Raw genomic sequence first — 370 nt, forward strand, 5'->3', positions numbered from 1 at the left:
TCAGATAGTTACTGATTCTGTTGACTGCCGCCAGTGTCAGCGGCAAAGAAAATGCGAGGCAAAAAAAACGCCACAGCTAAGCTGTGGCGTTTTCAATCTGACGGTTTCTGACTGAATTACAGTGACAGGAACAGACCTGCAATAGTTGCAGACATCAGGTTAGACAGCGTACCTGCGGCAACGGCTTTCATACCGAAGCGGGCAATGTCGTGACGACGGCTTGGTGCCAGACCGCCCAGACCACCCAGCAGGATAGCGATAGAAGACAGGTTGGCGAAACCACACAGGGCGAAAGAAATGATCGCTTTGGTCTTCTCAGACATCGCTACACCCGTTTCAGCAACCAGCAGACCACCATCAGCCACATCTT

The 370-nt window shown here is 51.6% G+C and carries 1 protein-coding gene; it reads right to left on the reverse strand.

Features of this window, described 5'->3' with window-relative positions; genetic code table 11:
* Positions 1 to 116: 116 nt before the first annotated feature.
* A partial coding sequence (locus ACYP03_RS24670; protein WP_459782478.1) for a nucleoside transporter C-terminal domain-containing protein occupies positions 117 to 370 on the reverse strand: 254 nt, incomplete at its 5' end.

The sequence above is a fragment of the Photobacterium sp. R1 genome, from assembly GCF_054600795.1.